The following is a 17040-nucleotide window of genomic DNA, read 5'->3' on the forward strand; positions in this document are numbered from 1 at the left end:
TGTTGGTCAGCGGAACCGCAGCTTGTTTCCCAAACCCCGCCTTCAAGGGCCGGGATAGGAAACAAGCTGCGGTTTTTTGCGTCTGGGAAGCACACAGGTCAGGGACCAACTAGTGGGAGCTTGACCAATCCACCCAGAACATCGTCCGCAACTGAGCGTGCTTCCGGGCCTCGAGCTTTAATCTGCGCGCGGGCGGACTCAAAGGCCGGGACCACGCCGGTGGAAACCTCCGTGACGATTTCGTTGGCCTGATCGACCGAGAGCCCGAACTTGGGACCCAGCCCTGCAAGGCTTGCCCGGCTAATACGTTCAAGACTGTATTCCCCGCCGACACTCATCGCGCTGTCGATCCTGGTCATGCCATTCCAATACGGGACGTAGGTAGCCAGATCGTAGAGCGGTGCCAGGCTCACGCGGTTGCCGTGGAGCAGCAGCGAATAGTTCTTTGCATGGGCGTCCGTGCACCCTGCGATGACATTGAAAACGAAGGCCCTGTAGAACTTTTCTCCCGTTGCCCGGCGATCGGAGTCCAAGGGGAGCGACCGGAACAACTGGGCGATCTCGGCCGCACCAGGCCCCCGGTCCCTGTGTTGGTACTTCTTCTCAGGCGACACGCCCAAGGCCTGGCACAGGTCCTCCTGATGTAGCCGCCGCCAGGTCCCATCAGCCAAGGCCCTGTCGTAGCGTTCGGTGACGAAGACGTCCCACTTGCCGATGGAAATGATTTCTGACTTGGCGACGTCATTTCCCAGCACGGACGCCGCGTGCATGGTCATCTGCTCAACGATGTCGAGCCGACTGAACGGTCCGGTGGCGGGCTTGAGGATGTGGGTGGTCGGCGTCGCATCATGCGGAACGCCCCATCCGCCGTCGGCCATTCTGTGCAACGCGATCTTGGGCTGGGCGCCCGCCACGCTGAAGCGGCCAGCTCCGTCGTCGTAGGGCGTGCCATCCGCGTATTCCGACACGGCGTGGTCCAGCATCGTGGCAACCTCCGATTCGACGACGGGCCGGACGTCGTGTCGCTGGAGGATCCGGTCGGCGGGGCGTGCGTCCGGGCCGCAAATCTGAAGAGCTCCAGCTACGTCGGAGCCAATGTGCTCCAGCATTGCGAAGGGATTGCTTGGCGAGACTGAGAAGCGTCGGCCAATGGCTCGCAAAGCCTCCTCGCTGTCCGGCAAGAGCCCCTGCAAGAAGGGGAGCACTGCACGCTTCTTATGGACCGTCACTGCCAACGGCATCGAGAGGGACAACGGCGTTGGGCTGGGGCCTGAACGATACGTATCGTCGTATTTGAAAGTCAGGTTGCCACCCGAAGTCTGTTCCAGGTGGCCACACAGTATGCCGTCCAGGTAGACGAGCAATTCACGCGTACTCACCAGCGGACCTTGCCCGTTTCACGGTTCCGGATGGCGATTTCGTAGCCTAACGCTTGGAAGACGTCCATGAATTTCCAGGTTTCAACCGTAGACTTCCCAGCCTCCAGGTCCACCAGGAACGATCTGGACACTCCGGCCCGGCGTGCGAGTTCGGCTTGCGTCCAACCTTGTTCTTCACGGAGTTCTCGCACAAGGGGCCCTGCCTCGCGGACTGTAAACATGAAAGACCCCTGTCGCCGTACGGCTACTTCCATGATTGTCGCCGTACGGCAACAGTAACATTTGATGCCGTACGGCGACAATGGTCCCTGTCGCTGTACGGCGACAACGAGGGAGGTGACTTTCTCGGTCCAATTGTGACGCCGCATGAACGTGCGTGACCCCGGGTTTCCGGGTCATTGAACGGCAATTATGACAGTCCCTATGGTGAATCCATGACCTCTTCGGATTGGTCCTTGCCTGCCCTCTCGGGGCGATGTCGCGGGGCCTGACAACCCGCCCAACCCCTCCACGCACTTCAAGGATCACCATGTCAAAGACTCCAGAACCCACGCCGCCGGCCCCGAACCCGGGAACCGTCCGTATCGTCGCGGGTGAAAGCAACAAGCCCAAGCGCCGCCGCGCGCTCGAGATCGGCATCGCCGTCGGCCTCGTACTCCTGATCGGCGCCGGCGCGGCCGTGGCATCGGTTGTCGCAAAGAACAACGAAACGAAGCCCGCGGCGGCCACGTCGCCCGCGGCGGAGCTGCGGCTGGGCTACTTCGGCAACGTCACGCACGCCCCGGCCCTGGTCGGGGTGAGCAAGGGCATCATCGCCAGCAAACTGGGCAGCACGAAGCTGAGCACCCAGGTGTTCAACGCCGGACCCGCCGCGATCGAGGCCTTGAACGCCGGCGCGATCGACGCCACGTACATCGGCCCGAACCCGGCCATCAACTCCTTCGTCCAGAGCAAGGGCGAATCCATCAGCATCATCGCCGGCGCGGCCTCGGGCGGTGCCCAGTTGGTGGTCAAGCCTGGGATCAACTCCGCCTCGGACCTCAAGGGCAAGACCCTGGCGTCTCCGCAGCTCGGCGGCACCCAGGACGTGGCGCTGCGCGCCTGGCTGGGCAAGCAGGGCCTGAAGACCAACCCGAACGGCGGCGGCGACGTCGCCGTCAACCCGACCGAGAACGCCCAGACCCTCAAGCTCTTCCAGGACGGGAAGCTCGACGGCGCGTGGTTGCCAGAGCCGTGGGCCTCCCGCCTGGTGCTTCAGGCCGGAGGCAAGGTGTTGGTGGACGAAAAGGACCTGTGGGAGAAAGGCGAGTTTCCGACCACCATCCTGATCGTCAGCAAGAAGTTCGCCGCAGAGCACCCCGAGACCGTGACGGCCCTGCTCCAGGGCCATGAAGCCTCGGTCAAGTGGCTCAACACCGCCTCGGCCGCGGACAAGGCCACCGCGATCAACGCCGCCTTGAAGGCGAGCGCGGGCAGCACCCTCCCGGCCGACGTCATCGACCGCTCCCTGAAGAACATCACCTTCACCGTGGACCCGCTCGCCGGGACGTACAAGAAACTCCTCCAAGACGGGGTGGACGCGGGCATCACCAAACCCGCAGACATCAACGGGATCTTCGACCTCCGCGCCCTCAACGGCGTCACAGGACAGAAGACATCGGCCGCAGGACTGGGCCAGGACTGAACTGACTAGCAGTTGTTGTCGTTCTGATGGCTCATGACGACAACAACTGCCAGTTAGTTGGGTGCACATTCAACAAACGATGCAACAAACGAAGGACGGGACCATGCCAGTCGTACTGGAACACCTGGGTAAACGCTTCGGCGACGGCGCCCCGGTGTTGGACGACGTCAACGCCACCATCCAGCAGGGCGAGTTCGTCGCTCTGCTGGGCGCGTCTGGCTGCGGCAAATCCACCCTGCTGAACATCCTCGCGGGACTGGACCAGCCGACGTCGGGCGCTCTGGAGGTGCCCAGCGACGGCGCCGCCTTCATGTTCCAGGATTCAGCGCTGTTTCCGTGGCTCACGGCCCGTGGCAACATCGAACTCGCGCTGAAGCTGGCCGACAAGTCCGGCAGCACAAGCAAGGCTTCGCGCGCTGCCCGTGCAGGAGAACTGTTGGACCTTGTCCACTTGGGCGGCGCGGGGGACAAGCGCCCGCACGAGCTCTCCGGAGGCATGCGCCAGCGCGTCGCACTGGCCCGCGCTTTGGCCCAGGACCGGCAGCTGCTGCTCATGGACGAACCGTTCGCCGCGCTCGATGCCATCACCCGCGACCTTCTCCACGACGAGCTGGAGCGGATTTGGAAGGAAACCGGCCGCACCATCGTGTTCGTGACCCACAACGTGCGCGAAGCCGTGCGGCTGGGCCAGAGGGTGCTCTTGCTGTCCTCCCGTCCGGGACGGGTTGTGGCCGAATGGAACGTCTCCGAGGAACACCGGACCGACGCCGGCCGTGCCGGGGAACTGACTGGAACCATTACCCGCCGCCTGCGAGAGGAGATCCGCCGCCATGCCAATTGAACAGGAAACCCGACTTGTCGAGGAGAACGCCGAGCAAGCTTCGGAGTCCCGGCACATCACCTCGCCATCCCTGAAGGGAAACCCGGATGAGCTCCGGGACCTTGAGGCCGGCCTGGACAAATTGCAGTCGGACGCACACCGCAAGGCGCGCGTTGACTGGACCCGGGTCATCCTCCCCATTGCAGCGCTGCTGGTGCTCATTCTGGCGTGGCAGTTCTACGTCTCCCTCGGTTTCAAACGCCGTGACCAAGTTCCAGGCCCGCTTGATGTCCTCAACCAGTTCGGTGCTCTCTGGGCCGAGGGCAAAGCCCAGGAAGCCGTCCTGACCTCACTCCAACGCGGCGTGATCGGGTTCCTCATCAGCGTTGCCGTGGCCACTCCGCTGGGCCTGCTCCTCGCGCAAGTGCAGCCGCTGCGCCGTGCCTTCGGGCCGCTCATTTCGGGGCTACAGGTGCTTCCATCCGTGGCGTGGGTTCCGGCCGCCATCATCTGGTTCGGACTATCGGACGGCACCGTGTACTTCGTCGTTCTGATGGGGGCCATCCCATCCATCATCAACGGGCTGATTTCCGGCGTGGACCAGATCCCGCCGCAGTACCGGAGCGTGGGCAAGGTCCTCGGGGCATCGCGACTCCAGATGGCCTTGCAGATTGTCCTGCCGGCGGCCCTTCCAGGCTACCTCGGCGGCCTCAAGCAGGGTTGGGCTTTCTCCTGGCGATCCCTCATGGCTGCCGAAATCATCGCGGTGGGCGGCACCATCGGGTTCGGGCTCGGTTCGCTCCTGGACCAGGGCCGCACTCTGTCGGACATGGCCACGGTCATGTCCGCGATCCTGGCCATCTTGTTTGTGGGCATCCTGATCGAGCTCGTGGTGTTCGCCCCGATTGAGCGCCGCCTCCTGTTGCGCCGAGGCCTGCTGGCGGGGAGCACGCGCTAAGGAATTACCCGGCCCACCCTGTGGTTGACGCGGGCATGAAACGAATCGGTTTTCTCTCCTTCGGCCATTGGGGGCCCGTCCAAGGCTCGCTGACTCCTTCGGCCGGCGACGCCCTGCTGCAGGGGATCGACCTCGCAGTAGCGGCGGAGGAGCTCGGTATCAACGGAGCCTTCTTCCGCGTGCACCACTTTGCGCGCCAGCAGGCCTCGCCGTTCCCCTTGTTGGCTGCCATCGCGGCACGGACCAGCCGGATCGAGATGGGCACCGGCGTGATCGACATGCGCTACGAGAACCCCCTGTACATGGCCGAAGAAGCAGCAGCCACGGATCTCATTAGCCAAGGCAGGCTCCAGTTGGGCATCAGCCGTGGTTCACCCGAGCCGGCACTGCACGGCGCGCGGTACTTCGGCTACGCGCCAGCCGAAGGCGAAGATGATGCCGCCATGGCCCGGCGCCACACCGCAGTATTCCGACACGCGATCGCAGGCCAGGGGGTGGCAGAGGCGGATCCCTCCTTCATGGGCGGCGGCCGTGGCCTCCTGCCGATCCGGCCGACGTCGCCCGGGCTGCCGCGGCGCATCTGGTGGGGCGCCGGCACCCGGAAGACCGCTGTCTGGGCCGCCGAACAGGGCATGAACCTGATGAGTTCCACGCTCCTCACTGAGGACACCGGGGTTCCGTTCGACCAGCTCCAGGCTGAACAGATCAAGATGTTCAGGGAGGCGTGGGCAGCAGCTGGACATGGCTTTGAGCCGCGAGTCTCGGTCAGCCGCAGCATCATTCCTGTGGTGGACGCCGAGGACGAACATTACTTCGGGCTCCGCGCTCAGGTAGAGAACCGCGACCAAGTGGGCATGCTCGACGGTGCCCTGTCGCGTTTCGGAAAGAGTTACGTAGGCGAGCCCGATGCTTTGGCGGAGGACCTCGCGAAGGACGCCGCGGTCCAGGCTGCGGACACGGTGTTGATCACGGTGCCCAACCAACTCGGGGTGGACTACAACGCCAAGCTGCTAGGCAACATCGCTAAATATGTGGCGCCGGCGATCGGCTGGGAAGCACCCACACCGTGAGAGGAATGTGACGCAGGGTTACCTAGCGTGAACTGGTGTTTCCGGACCTTTGAAGCATGTTACGGCCCGGCCCTACAGTTTTTTCATGGCAATACAGGACATCTACCCCACAGCCCTGCGGCTGCTTGGCCGCCCGGTGCTGGTGGTGGGCGGCGGACCCGTGGCTGCGCGACGCGCCAAGGGACTGCTCGACGTCGGCGCCCGGGTGACCGTAGTTGCCCCCGTTGCCTCTGACGCGCTCCGCGAACTCGCAGCCTCCGGCCTGCTCACCTGGGAGCCGCGCACTTACCTTTCCTCCGACGTCGACGGCGTCTGGTTCGTCCAGACGGCCACTGGCGTTGCCGCTGTTGACGCCCAGGTAGCCGCCGACGCCGAGGCGCAGCGCATCTGGTGCGTCAACGCCTCGGACCACGAATCCTCGGCGGCATGGACCCCGGCCGTCGCCGTTGTGGACGACGTCAAGATCGCGATCAACGCCGGGGGAGACCCTCGCCGCGCCATGGCCTTGCGCGACGCCGTTGCTACCGCACTTGAGGTCGGCGACCTGCCGCTCCGCCGTCGTCGCGCTTCAACCGGAAGCGTCGCCCTCGTGGGTGGCGGTCCCGGCGACTCAGGGCTCATCACGGTCCGCGGACGCCGTCTCCTGGGCCAGGCCGACGTCGTCGTCGCGGACCGCCTCGGACCGCGCAACTTGCTGCAGGAACTCGCGCCGGACGTCCGCGTGATCGAGGTCGGCAAGACGCCCGGCCACCACCCCGTACCGCAACTGGAGATCAACCGGATCCTCGTGGAGGAGGCGCTCGCCGGCCACCGCGTGGTCAGGCTCAAGGGCGGCGACCCCTATGTCTTGGGCCGCGGTGGCGAGGAAGCGGAATTCTGCCGGCAGAACGGCGTCGAGGTTGAAGTGGTTCCCGGTGTCACCTCAGCAATTTCCGTGCCGGCGGCAGCAGGCATTCCCGTGACGCACCGCGGACTCGCAAAGGGTTTCAGCGTGGTGACCGGCCATGAAGAACTGTCCGAGGTCCCGGCCCGTCCCGACCACACCGTGATCCTGCTCATGGGTGTCGCCAAACTCCGCGAATCCGCGGCAGCCCTCGCGGCATCCGGAATGCCCTTGGACACACCGGTAGGTATCGTAGAGAACGGCTACATGCCCGAACAGCGCGTCACGATCGGCACGTTGGCGACCATCGCCGACCAAGCCGAGGCCACCGGCGTCGCAAATCCCGCAGTGATTGTGATCGGCGATGTTGTGCGTGTCAGCCCGTTCGCCCCCGAGCATTTCAAGACCGCTGACTACAGCACCCTGAGCCCCAACAAGCCCCGCGTCGTTACCCCCTAGCCCCTCACCCAACTAGCTCGCAGTAGGTGTCGTTATGAGCCCTCAAAACGACAACAAATGCGAGCTAGTTGGGAAGCACACTGAAAAGGAACACAGCCGTGTCATCTAGCACCACCGTAGGAACCGCTGCACGCCCGCTGCGCGTCGCCGTCGTCGGCTCCGGCCCGGCAGGCGTCTACGCTGCGGACATCCTGACGAAGAGCGAGGCCGTCAAGAGCGGCGAGCTGACTGTCAGCATCGACCTCTTCGACCGCTACCCGGCCCCCTACGGCCTGATCCGCTACGGCGTTGCCCCGGACCACCCCCGCATCAAGGGCATCGTGAACGCCCTGCACAAGGTCCTGGACCGCGGCGACATCCGCTTCTTCGGTAACGTGGACTATGGCACGGACATCTCCATCGAAGACCTGCGCACACACTACGACGCCGTCATCTTCGCAACCGGAGCCATCAAGGACGCGGACCTGAACATCCCGGGCATCGAGCTTGAAGGCTCCTTCGGCGGCGCCGACTTCGTCTCCTGGTACGACGGCCACCCTGACGTCTCCCGCGAATGGCCGTTGGAAGCCACCTCCGTGGCTGTGCTCGGCAACGGCAACGTGGCACTGGACGTGGCCCGTGTCCTCTCCAAGCACGCCGATGACCTCCTGGTCACCGAAATCCCGGATAACGTCTACGCCGGCCTCAAGGCATCCCCGGTCACGGACGTTCACGTCTTCGGCCGTCGCGGACCGGCGCAGGTGAAGTTCACCCCGCTGGAGCTGCGCGAACTGTCGCACTCCAAGGACGTGGACATCATCCTCTACGCCGAGGACTTCGAGTTCGACGAAGAGTCGGACCGCCAGATCCAGACAAACAACCAGACCAAGACCATGGTGGGCACCCTCACCAACTGGATCGCAGAGCAGCCCGAGGACCTCTCCGAGCTCAAGGCCTCCCGCCGCCTGCACTTGCACTTCCTGCACAGCCCTGTGGAGATCGTGGATTCCGCTGAGGCCCCGGGCAAGGTTGCCGCGATCAAGTTCGAACGCACTGAGCTGGACGGAACGGGCAACGCACGCGGTACGGGCGAATTCGTCGACTACCCGGTCCAGGCCGTTTACCGCGCCATCGGCTACTTCGGTTCCGCCCTCCCGGACGTCGAGTTCGACCACCGGCGCGGGGTCGTCGCGAACGACGGCGGCCGCGTGCTGGACGCTTCCGGAGAGCCCGTTCCTGGCCTGTACGCCACGGGTTGGATCAAGCGTGGTCCCATCGGCCTTATCGGTCACACCAAGGGTGACGCGCTGGAGACAGTCACGTACCTCCTGGAAGACCGCGAAAACCTGCCGTCCGCCGCAGTTCCCGAGGCGGACGCCGTCGTCGATCTCCTGGACGCCCGCGGCGTGAAGTTCACCAGCTGGGAAGGCTGGCTGGCACTGGACGCCCACGAGCTTGCTTTGGGTGCCGCCGCTTCCGAAGCTGGTACATCGCACGGCGTCGAGGTCAAGCGCGAACGCATCAAGGTTGTGCCGCGTGGTGACATGGTGGACATCTCCCGCGACGGCGTGGCGGCCCAGGTCTAGGACCACTGCCTTAGAGCAACGCGAGGTCACTTTGCGCCCATCCGGAGCATCGGAACGGGCGCTAAGTGACCCCGCGTTGTTCTTAAGTGGCGGGGTTAGACTCGCCTCATGGAAGTTGTCGTCGTTGAAACGACCCAGCTGGGGGACCGCAGCTACCTGGTTCATGACGGTACTGTGGCGCTTGTGATCGACCCCCAGCGCGATACCGACCGCGTTGAAACAGCCGCTCGCAGTGAGGGGGTGGCCATCACGCACGTTGCTGAAACCCACCTCCACAACGACTACCTCACGGGTGGCCTCATCCTTGCCCTTGCCCACAGCGCCCGCTACTTGGTGAATGCCGCGGACAGCGTCGCGTTTGAACGTGAGCCAGTTGTTCCTGGGCAGGCGTTCAAGGTAGGCAGACTTTCCGTCAAGCCAGTGGCCACCCCGGGCCATACGCACACGCACCTGGCCTATGTGGTTTCGGACCCCGACCCCGGAGCGGGCGTGCGGCAAGCCGTGTTTTCGGGTGGCAGCCTGCTCTACGGTTCGGTGGGCCGGACTGATTTGATTGCTTCCGAAGACACTGCCGGGCTGGCCCATGACCAGTACTCCTCAGTTCGGCGGCTCGTGGCTGAGGCAGCCCCGGACGCGGTCCTGTATCCCACGCATGGCTTCGGTTCCTTTTGCTCCATCGGTCCCGCGAGCAGGATCCCCGCCTCGACGATTGGGGAGCAAGCCGCCACCAACCATGCGCTCACCGACCCGGACGAAGACCACTTTGTCCAGCACCTCCTCGCCAATATCACTGCCTACCCGAGCTACTACGCCCACATGAGCCCGCTCAATTCCCTCGGTCCGGGCCCCGCGGAGCTGAATGTACCGGAATCGGTGGAAGCCGCGGAGTTGGAGCGCCGGCTCGAGGATGGGGAATGGGTGGTGGACCTGCGCAACCGCGTGGCATTCGCCGCAAGCCATTTGCGCGGCAGCGTGGCCTTTGAATACGGGACCGGATCGAGCTTCACGAGCTACCTGGGCTGGGTCCTGCCATGGAACCAGCCGCTCACCCTGCTGGGTGCCCACGACGACGTCGAAAAGGCCATCCGCGACCTCGCGAGGATCGGAATCGACTCCCCGGACGCCGCAGTCGGAGGGGATCCCAGAGAGCTTGCTCCCGGTATCCCTTTGGTGAGCTATCCGCGCACCGACTGGACGGGGTTGGTGCGCTCCCGAACCCCCAGAGACACCGTGCTGGACGTGCGCCGAACCGAGGAATATGCCGCCTCGCACGTGCAAGGCGCGGTGAACGTTCCGCTTCATGAGCTTTTGCTCCGGATGGAGCAGTTGCCGGACGCGAGGATCTGGGTCCACTGCACCTCCGGTTACCGGGCCGGTGTTGCCGCAAGCCTGCTGCACAGGGATGGTCGCGACGTCGTGCTCATTGACGCAGCCTTCCGCGAGGCAGCGGACGCCGGTGTGGAACTGACACGCGCCACTCCGGCCTAGATGCTCGGGCCACTGCGGACGCTCGCTCACCTTTAGGTTGTTTCCTGCGGATCCTCGCTCACCTTTGGGGTGTTTCCTGCGGATCCTCGCTCACCTTTGGGGTGTTTCCTGCGGATCCTCGCTCAATTGAAGTGAACGGGCGTTGGGAAAAAGTCCGACAGATGTGAGCGGGCGTGGGGAAAAAGTCCGACAGATGTGAGCGGGCGTGGGGAAAAAGTCCGACAGATGTGAGCGGGCGTCAGCTGTTGAGCCACTCCGCGGCGAAGTCCAGGTTGCGGTACACGCTCGCGACGGCGGCAGCCTCGTCGCGCGCCTCGATGGCGTCGGCGAGCTCGTCGTGGCCTTCGTGAGGAATGCCGTTGAAGCCAGCCTTGCGCTGCTGGCGCAGGAGATCGTCGTGGAAGACCCCACCGAAGGACACATACAGCTGGTGGAGCAACGGATTGCCCGAAGCCAGTGCCACCCGTTCGTGGAAATCCCAATCCGCGCGGGCCCATGCGGGGTAGTCGGCCGCGAGCCACGCGTCGTGGCGAACTTGGAGAAGGGCCCGCATGACGGCGATATCCTCGCCCGTGGCATGCTTCGTGGCCAGCCGGGCGGCCTGGGTGTCCAGCCCCACCCTGACCTCGACCACGTGCTCCTGTGTGTGCTCCTTGTACATCCGCTGGGCGGCGCCGGAGATCTCGCTGGTGGCGCGGACATAGGTGCCGTCGCCGCGGCGGACTTCGAGCATGCCGCTGTGCGCCAAGGCTTTGATGGCTTCGCGGAGCGTGCCGCGGGAGACTCCGAGCGAGGCCATGAGCTCCGGCTCAGCCGGAATTTTCTCCTGCAGGGGCCACTCTCCGGACTGGATCATGCCGCGCAGCTGGCTGGTGACCTCGTCGGCCAGGACGGGCCGGTGCGAAGGAATCAGGCTCATGCGACCGGCCTCGGTCCGGCCTTGATCGGCGTGCGCTTGCTGGTCAGCAAGTGGCAGGTCACCATAAGGGCAAGGGCTACCGCGGCCAGGAGCGCAAGGGGGAGCGTCCAGGCACCAGTAGCACTGTGGAGCACCCCCATGCCGAATGGTCCCAATGCCGCGATCAAGTAGCCCACCGATTGGGCGACGGTGGACATGGCGGTGGTTTCCGCCGTCGTACGCCCGCTGCGGCTAATGATCACCAGGACCAGCGGGAAGATGCCCAGACCGAAACCGAACATCACCGCGGGAACGGCGGCGAGCGACGTCGGCAGCAACAGCATGGCGGGGATTGCCACCAGCGTTGTCCCGCTGCCCAGATAAAGAGCGGGCCGCATCATGCCTGGCCGGGAGCCGATGGCCAGGAGAATCATGCCCGCGGCCACCGAAACCAGCTGCATGAGCCCGAACTGCAGGCCGCTCTCGGAAGCGCTGAGTCCTTGGCTGGTCAAAATGTAGGCGAACCAGCTCATCACGGCATAGGCGAGGAAGGCCTGCAGCGTGAAGATGGAGGTGATCAGCAATCCCAGCCGAGTGCGCAGGAGAGGCCACATTGAAACGTGTTCCTGGCTGGCCTTGCGCGACGAGCGGTGGGCGTGGAGGACCATAGGCAGGAAGCCAAGAAGTGCGGCGACGCCAAGTATCCCCCATGCGGCCAGACCCATCGACGGCGAGCCGAGTTGCTGCGCCAGGGGCACGCTGACCGCAGCGGCGAACGTCGCGCCGCCGGACATGGTGAAGGTGTAGAGGCCGGTCATCATGGACGTCATCGCCGCGTAGTGCTCACGGATGTACGACGGCATGGCCACGTTGCATACCGCCAGGCCGGACATCGCCAGCACCGTTCCGGCAAGGAGGGCGCCGGTTGCGGGGATACTGCGGACCAGGAGACCGGCAGCCAGCATCGCTAGCGCCACGAAGATCGACTTTTCGACGCCGATCCGGCGCGACAGCCAGGTGGTGCCCAGCCCCGCGACGGCGAAGCACAGCAAGGGGATAGACGGAAGAATCGACGCCACGAGCGCCCCGTAGCCGAGGAATGCCTGCAAATCGTGGAACAGCGCCGCCGCGCTGGTAATGCCGGCGCGTAGGTTCAGCCCGATGAGGACGACCGCGATGATCCCGACGACGGCGACAACACGGGATTTCGGCGCCGCGGTTCCGCCGGGGCCCGGCACAGTCGTTGCTTCCATTGCGTGTGGTGTCGGGTGAGTAGAGGCCATATCTAAAGGTTAGACGTTTGACGTTTGCGTTGGGAAGTTTTGTGGTGGAAATCTCCGTGAAGCCGGGCTACCGAGGGTTGCGCGATCCCAGCCGTTGCACCGCCAGGGCAAGCCACAGCTGAACCCGGTCCGGCGTCTGGGCGGGGTCGTAGCCGGTGAGGTCCGTGATTTGCGCCAGCCGGTACCGCACCGTGTTTCGGTGCAGGGTCAGGGCTTCGGCGACGGCCGCGACCGAACCGTTGTGGTTGAGGTAGCTTTCCAGGGTTGAAACGAGCTCGGAGCCGTGGGTGGCGTCGAACTTGCGAAGGGGAGTGAGGGCTTCACTGGCCATGTCCGCCAGTGGCACGTCCTCGCTCGCGAGCAGGAGCGACGTCAGGCTGAGCCGCTCAGGTTCGTTGACCGGCAGCCCGCGCGCGACGGCGTCGCGCGCTTCAAAGTAGCTCCATCGCACGCCGTTCGGCTTGGTGTAGGCGCCACCGATTCCGATCACTGCGTGGATCCCCGCTTCCAAAAGGTGGTCGCTGAGATCCTTGGCCAGCGCGCTCGCGGAACTACCGTCGTCGGGCACCACCGTCACCAGATCCTTCCCGACGACGGCGGTCACCCCGCCGTCGAGGGACTGCGGCAGGGAGGTAGTGCCGAGCTGTTTGTGGTGGGCGGCGGAGACCACCAGCAGCACCACATTCTTGCGGGTGGTATTGATTCCGACGCCGGCCAGGCGGCGGGTGGCTTCGACCGTGTCCAGGGTTCCGTGGATGACGTCGTCCAGCACTTGGCCCGCCAAAGCCCGTTGGCTTTGGCGCTGCTTGACCATGTTGTTGAGTTCCACGCTGATCAGGTTCTGGGCATAACCGACAATTCCGGTGTCGCCGAAGGGTTGTTTGATCCATAGGGTGCACGCGTCGCGGCGGCCCGTCGGGATCGGGAAGGAAGCCCAGTCGTCAGCCGTCGGCGCGGGGTTGCCGGCCACGCTGTTGTAAAGCTGGGCGCTGAACTGCGTGAGCGCGATGTCGGTCCGGAGCATGCTGCCCAACTGCTTGAGCAATTCGCCGAGCCCGCCACCGGTCAGCAGTGCCCGGGCGAGGATCTGGTGGCCGGCGATGAGGCGTTCCAGCTTGGAGTAGTGGTCAGCGGATTGGGAATCGGCGACGAGTTTGCCGATGGCGATGAAGGGGGTCTCGTACGGTACTTCCACGAGGGGCAGTCCCCAGCGGTTTGCCTCCGCAATGAGGGCAGGGGGCACGGCCTCGTGGGTCAGCCCGGTGCCGAAGCCTATGCCGACTGCTCCCGCGCGCTGGACCTGGCGCACAAAGCGGCGCTGTTCCGCGGCTCCATTGAGCCTGAGCCCGGTGGTCAGGATCAACTCGCCGCCATTGAGGAAGCGTTGGGGATCCTCTTGCTCGGTCACGGCCACCCAGCGGATATCTTCGTTCCAAGTGGTTTCCGCGAGGCCGGCTTTACGGAGCCGAAGAGAGGGGACGGCGACGAGCGCGGCGATTGACATTGCCATGCCAAAAAGGATATCCCGGCACTGGTCATTCGCACTAAGTCGTGGTGGTCAGGGTGTGCATTTGACTATTCCGCGCCGCGGGGTGCTGGCATAGGCTCGGAGCAGCTGCAACCAATGCCTAGACACCGAAAGAGGTTGTACACCGTGGTCCAAACCTTGCAGAACTTCATCAACGGCGAGTTCGTCACGCCGGCAGGCACCGAACTGCTCGACATCGTGAACCCCACCAACGGGGAGATTGTCGCTCGTGCGCCTATCTCCACAGAGGCCGACGTCGATGCTGCCATGAACGCGGCGAAGGAAGCCTTCAAGTCTTGGAAGCATGTCACGCCGGGCCAACGCCAGCTCATGCTGCTCAAGCTCGCTGACGCCATCGAGGCCAACAGCGACGAACTCGTCGAGGCACAGCACCGCAACACCGGCCAGGTCCGCGCCCTCATCGCGTCCGAGGAAGTTGCCGCTGGTGCAGACCAGCTCCGTTTCTTCGCCGGCGCCGCGCGCATCATTGAAGGCAAGTCTGCCGGCGAGTACTTCGAGGGTCACACCTCGTACGTCCGCCGCGAACCGATCGGTGTCGTAGCTCAGGTTGCGCCGTGGAACTACCCGTTCCTCATGGGCATCTGGAAGATCGGCCCCGCCCTCGCCGCGGGCAACACTGTTGTCCTCAAGCCCTCCGATACCACTCCGGAATCCACCTTGGTCCTGGCGCGGCTGGCAGGCGAGATCTTCCCGGCCGGCGTTCTCAACGTGGTCCTCGGCAACGCGGCCACCGGCTCCATGATGGTCGAACACAAGGTCCCGGGCCTCGTCTCGATCACCGGTTCCGTACGCGCTGGTATTGCCGTGGCCAGTGGGGCTGCAAAGGGCCTCAAGCGTGCCCACCTGGAGCTCGGTGGCAAGGCCCCTGCCATCGTCTTCAAGGACGCCGACATCAAGAAGAGCGCCGCGGCCATCGCCGAATTCGCCTTCTTCAACGCGGGCCAGGACTGCACGGCCATCACCCGCGTGCTGATCGAAGATTCGATCCATGACGACATGGTCGCCGCGATGGTGGAGCACACCAAGACGCTGCACACCGGTTCGCAGAACGACGAGGAGAACTACTTCGGCCCGCTCAACAACGTGAACCACTTCAACGCCGTGAACTCGGTGGTGGAGCACCTCCCGGCCAACTGCAAGATCGAAACCGGCGGCCACCGTGCGGGTGACAAGGGTTTCTTCTTCGAGCCCACCATCATCACGGGTGCCAAGCAGACTGACGACGTCGTCCAGAAGGAAACCTTCGGCCCGGTCATCACCGTCCAGAAGTTCACCACCGAGGCCGAGGCACTTGAGCTGGCCAACGACGTCGAATACGCCCTGGCATCCAGCGTGTGGACCACGGACCACGGCACCGCCATGCGGATGAGCCGCGACCTGGACTTCGGCGCGGTGTGGATCAACACCCACATCCTGCTGACCGCTGAGATGCCCCACGGCGGCTTCAAGCAGTCCGGCTACGGCAAGGACCTGTCCATGTACGGCGTCGAGGACTACACGCGCATCAAGCACGTCATGTCTGCACTTGATGCCTGATCCCCACCGGTACCCTAACCTCGCTCCGCTTCGGCCAGGGAACCCTGCCGGCGTGGCCCCTTAGCCGGCACACGGCACACGGCACGCATAAGCAAGAAAGAAAGAACCATCATGACCGCAACAGCACATGAAATCACGTACCGCCTGGACCAGAAGCGCAGCATCAACGGCGCCTTCCCCGGCCCCAAGTCCCAGGCCCTGAACCAGCGCCGCGCGGCCGTCGTCGCTGCCGGCGTCTCTTCGGGCGTGCCGGTCTACGTTGAGGACGCCGACGGCGGGATCATCCGCGACGTCGACGGCAACTCCTTCATCGACCTCGGTTCCGGCATTGCCGTGACCAGCGTTGGCGCCTCCGACCCCGCCGTCGTCGCCGCCGTCCAGGACGCTGCAGCGCACTTCACCCACACCTGCTTCATGGTCACCCCGTACGAGGGCTACGTTGCCGTCGCCGAGCAGCTGAACCGCCTCACCCCGGGGGACCACGAGAAGCGCACCGTGCTTTTCAACTCCGGCGCCGAAGCAGTGGAGAACGCCGTCAAGGTGGCACGCCTGGCAACCGGCCGTGACGCCGTCGTCGCTTTCGACCACGCCTACCACGGCCGCACCAACCTGACAATGGCGCTCACCGCCAAGGCCATGCCGTACAAGACCAACTTCGGCCCGTTCGCGCCCGAGGTCTACCGCATGCCGATGAGCTACCCGTTCCGCGAGGAAAACCCGGAGATCACCGGTGCCGAGGCCGCCAAACGCGCCATCACCATGATCGAGAAGCAGATCGGCGGCGACCAGGTTGCGGCGATCATCATCGAGCCGATCCAGGGCGAGGGCGGCTTCATTGTCCCGGCCGAAGGCTTCCTGCCGGCATTGTCCGCATGGGCCAAGGAAAAGGGCATCGTCTTCATTGCCGACGAGGTCCAGTCCGGTTTCTGCCGCACGGGTGAATGGTTCGCCGTCAACCACGAGGGTGTTGTCCCGGACATCATCACCATGGCCAAGGGCATTGCCGGCGGCCTCCCGTTGTCCGCGATCACCGGCCGCGCAGACCTGCTCGACGCCGTCCACCCGGGCGGCCTCGGCGGCACCTACGGCGGCAACCCGGTTGCTTGTGCCGCAGCCCTTGCTGCCATCGGCACCATGGAGCAGCACGACCTCAACGCCCGCGCCCGCCACATCGAGGAGATCGCCCTCGGCCGCTTGCGTGAACTCGCGGCTGAAGTTTCTGTTATCGGCGACGTCCGCGGCCGCGGTGCCATGCTGGCAATCGAACTGGTCCAGGCCGGCTCCAAGGAACCGAACGCCGAACTGACCAAGGCCGTCGCTGCCGCGTGTCTCCAAGAAGGCGTCATCATCCTGACCTGTGGCACCTACGGCAACGTCATCCGCCTGCTGCCGCCGCTGGTCATCAGCGACGAACTGCTCCTCGACGGACTCGAGGTCCTTGCGGCGGCCATCAAGGCCAACGCCTAGC

The 17040-nt window shown here is 64.8% G+C and carries 14 protein-coding genes; 9 read left to right on the forward strand and 5 right to left on the reverse strand.

From position 1 onward, the window contains the following. Positions 1 to 98 precede the first annotated feature (98 nt). Both AC3ANQ_RS04635 and AC3ANQ_RS04640 read right to left on the reverse strand, forming a co-directional pair. The gene (locus AC3ANQ_RS04635) at positions 99 to 1379 is read right to left on the reverse strand and encodes a type II toxin-antitoxin system HipA family toxin (protein WP_488304034.1); all 1281 of its coding nucleotides are present in this window, start codon (positions 1377 to 1379) and stop codon (positions 99 to 101) included. Continuing rightward, positions 1376 to 1600, reverse strand: a complete 225-nt coding sequence (locus AC3ANQ_RS04640; protein ID WP_488304035.1) for a helix-turn-helix domain-containing protein — start codon at positions 1598 to 1600, stop codon at positions 1376 to 1378. Before AC3ANQ_RS04640 ends, AC3ANQ_RS04635 begins: the two co-directional genes overlap by 4 nt. Positions 1601 to 1908: 308 nt before the next feature. Between AC3ANQ_RS04640 and AC3ANQ_RS04645 the strand changes: the two genes are divergently transcribed. The 7 genes from AC3ANQ_RS04645 to AC3ANQ_RS04675 all read left to right on the forward strand — a co-directional run bounded on the left by AC3ANQ_RS04645 (position 1909) and on the right by AC3ANQ_RS04675 (position 10306). Further along, on the forward strand, positions 1909 to 3063 hold the full coding sequence (locus AC3ANQ_RS04645; protein ID WP_488304036.1) for an ABC transporter substrate-binding protein: 1155 nt from the start codon (positions 1909 to 1911) through the stop codon (positions 3061 to 3063). 103 nt (positions 3064 to 3166) lie between these two features. Further along, positions 3167 to 3904: an ABC transporter ATP-binding protein gene (locus AC3ANQ_RS04650; protein WP_395798417.1), complete on the forward strand. Its 738-nt coding sequence runs from the start codon at positions 3167 to 3169 to the stop codon at positions 3902 to 3904. After that, complete coding sequence (locus AC3ANQ_RS04655) at positions 3894 to 4841, forward strand: ABC transporter permease (protein ID WP_488304037.1); 948 nt, start codon at positions 3894 to 3896, stop codon at positions 4839 to 4841. The genes AC3ANQ_RS04650 and AC3ANQ_RS04655 overlap by 11 nt, the downstream gene beginning before the upstream one ends. 35 nt (positions 4842 to 4876) lie before the next feature. Beyond that, positions 4877 to 5911, forward strand: a complete 1035-nt coding sequence (locus AC3ANQ_RS04660; protein ID WP_488304038.1) for an LLM class flavin-dependent oxidoreductase — start codon at positions 4877 to 4879, stop codon at positions 5909 to 5911. A gap of 85 nt (positions 5912 to 5996) precedes the next feature. Then, positions 5997 to 7253 (forward strand): uroporphyrinogen-III C-methyltransferase, encoded by a 1257-nt coding sequence (gene cobA, locus AC3ANQ_RS04665; protein WP_488304039.1) that lies wholly within the window; start codon positions 5997 to 5999, stop codon positions 7251 to 7253. 98 nt (positions 7254 to 7351) lie between these two features. Continuing rightward, the gene (locus AC3ANQ_RS04670; protein ID WP_488304040.1) at positions 7352 to 8818 is read left to right on the forward strand and encodes an FAD-dependent oxidoreductase; all 1467 of its coding nucleotides are present in this window, start codon (positions 7352 to 7354) and stop codon (positions 8816 to 8818) included. 108 nt (positions 8819 to 8926) lie between these two features. Continuing rightward, complete coding sequence (locus tag AC3ANQ_RS04675) at positions 8927 to 10306, forward strand: rhodanese-like domain-containing protein (protein ID WP_488304041.1); 1380 nt, start codon at positions 8927 to 8929, stop codon at positions 10304 to 10306. Between the two features lie 238 nt (positions 10307 to 10544). On the opposite strand, the gene AC3ANQ_RS04680 is transcribed toward AC3ANQ_RS04675, so the two are convergent. From AC3ANQ_RS04680 to AC3ANQ_RS04690, 3 genes are all read right to left on the reverse strand, one after another. Next, positions 10545 to 11225: a FadR/GntR family transcriptional regulator gene (locus AC3ANQ_RS04680; RefSeq protein ID WP_488304042.1), complete on the reverse strand. Its 681-nt coding sequence runs from the start codon at positions 11223 to 11225 to the stop codon at positions 10545 to 10547. Then, a complete protein-coding gene (locus AC3ANQ_RS04685) occupies positions 11222 to 12487 on the reverse strand; it encodes an MFS transporter (RefSeq protein WP_488304043.1) in 1266 nt (421 codons plus the stop codon). Before AC3ANQ_RS04685 ends, AC3ANQ_RS04680 begins: the two co-directional genes overlap by 4 nt. Positions 12488 to 12554: 67 nt before the next feature. Then, entirely contained in the window at positions 12555 to 13997 is a 1443-nt protein-coding gene (locus AC3ANQ_RS04690) for a PucR family transcriptional regulator (RefSeq protein WP_488304044.1), read from the reverse strand. Positions 13998 to 14141: 144 nt separating this feature from the next. Between AC3ANQ_RS04690 and AC3ANQ_RS04695 the strand changes: the two genes are divergently transcribed. Then, complete coding sequence (locus AC3ANQ_RS04695; RefSeq protein WP_488304045.1) at positions 14142 to 15572, forward strand: gamma-aminobutyraldehyde dehydrogenase; 1431 nt, start codon at positions 14142 to 14144, stop codon at positions 15570 to 15572. A gap of 111 nt (positions 15573 to 15683) precedes the next feature. After that, a complete protein-coding gene (gabT, locus tag AC3ANQ_RS04700) occupies positions 15684 to 17039 on the forward strand; it encodes a 4-aminobutyrate--2-oxoglutarate transaminase (protein ID WP_488304046.1) in 1356 nt (451 codons plus the stop codon). The last annotated feature ends 1 nt before the right edge of the window (position 17040 follow it).

It is taken from the genome of Arthrobacter sp. DMZ02-1R (assembly GCF_057747935.1).